The organism is Polaromonas sp. P1_G4 (genome assembly GCF_056405475.1).
The window spans coordinates 1-1,512 of the sequence record NZ_JBFUCA010000760.1 but is presented as its reverse complement, the minus strand read 5'-3'; the positions used below and the strand labels follow the sequence as shown (position 1 = coordinate 1,512).

1 protein-coding gene is annotated in these 1,512 nt (G+C 54.3%); it reads left to right on the top strand.

Translation table 11 applies throughout. From position 1 onward, the window contains the following. Positions 1 to 17: 17 nt before the first annotated feature. On the top strand, positions 18 to 1,512 hold a 1,495-nt coding region (locus tag AC1D1X_RS23075; RefSeq protein WP_477699309.1), incomplete at its 3' end, for an Eco57I restriction-modification methylase domain-containing protein.

The window sequence follows — 1,512 nt, the reverse complement described above, 5'->3', positions numbered from 1 at the left end:
AACTTCTACCGCTCGACATGGGCCCCTTCATTGGTCAGCCTGACAGTTTTTCGCGTGCGATCGACCTTGCCCAGCATTTCATTGATGACCAGCTTAATGTGGAGCAAAGTCCGCAGGCCTTTGAAAAAGCACTGCGCAACCGCGTTCCCGATACCGACCTTACGGAGACGAACGCCCGCGAGCTTTACGCCGTGTATCAGGCCATGCGCAATGCCAAGCTCAACAACCGTGACAGCATTTGGCGTTTTGTGCTGCAAAACCTATACCAACCTATCTTCATGCACCGCATGTTTGATGTGGTAGTTGCCAATCCACCATGGCTTACTTATGCAGATATCAGTAGTGGCGACTACCAGGCCGATGTGCGGTCGCTGGCCGCTTACTACGGCTTGATGCCCGGGTCCAAAGCTAACAACCCTCACATTGATTTGTCGGCGGTTTTTTTGTCGCACTGCGGCAAGTATCTTGCCAAAGACGGTGGCCAGCTTGCTTTTGTATTGCCTCGTGCTTTTTTAAGTGCAGATCAGCATCAGAACACTCGCAACGGGGAGGCCCGCGGCTTTAAGCTTACCGAGGTGTGGGACCTCAAAGGTGTTTCGCCTTTGTTCAATGTACCCGCCTGCGTTTTGATGGCGACCGCCGCGCACGCCGAGGGGGTCGATACCCAGCGCCAGCGTGCTTTGCCGCGTAACGGTCTGGTTGGTCGCGTGCTGCACGGCAAGCTGCCCCGACCGCATATGCATTGGAGCGATGCGCAGACMTTTATCAAGGAAGACAACACGCGCTGGTATTTTCAGGAACTGGGTAATGCGCAAAGCAAAAGGAAGCGTTCTGCTCTGGTTGAAACCCGGCTGCAAGGTGGCAGCGGCGGTAACGTCTATGCGCCGCGCTTTAAGCAAGGGGCAACTATCGTGCCACGCGCTTTTTACTTTGTCCAGTCTCAGGGCGTTTTGCTTGACGGCCTTACCGATCTGGTTGATCGGGTAGTTAACTTGCGCACTCATCCGCTAGCCGTTGAGGGGGCCAAGAAGCCCTGGGACGGCATTGCCTTGTCGGGTGCCATGCAAGGTAAATACCTGTTTCGTACTGCGTTGGCGCGCAATGTCTTACCCTTTGCCTTGGTTAATCCGCCATTGGTAGCTATGCCTCTTATTAAAGAGGGCGACCTTGACTCAAATGGACTGCCGTTGCCAGGCAAGCAACACTGGCGTTTGTTGGATGCGGCTGAGCTAACCGTGCGTGGTGATTTGGAGGCTGCGCGGTGGTTCGGGCAGTGTGAACGTCTGTGGGATGAGCGACGCAGCGATAGTGCGAAAAAGCAAAAATCAAGTATGACGGATTGGCTCGATTGGCAGCACAAGCTGACGGGGCAGCCCGTTGACGGAAAGTGGGCTGTTCTTTATACCGCCTCAGGCGCAGATGCCTCGGCCGCGATGTTGGATGTACAACAAGATGGCGTTCGACTAATTGCGGATCACAAAACGTACGTTATTTTTGTAAAAACCTCAGATG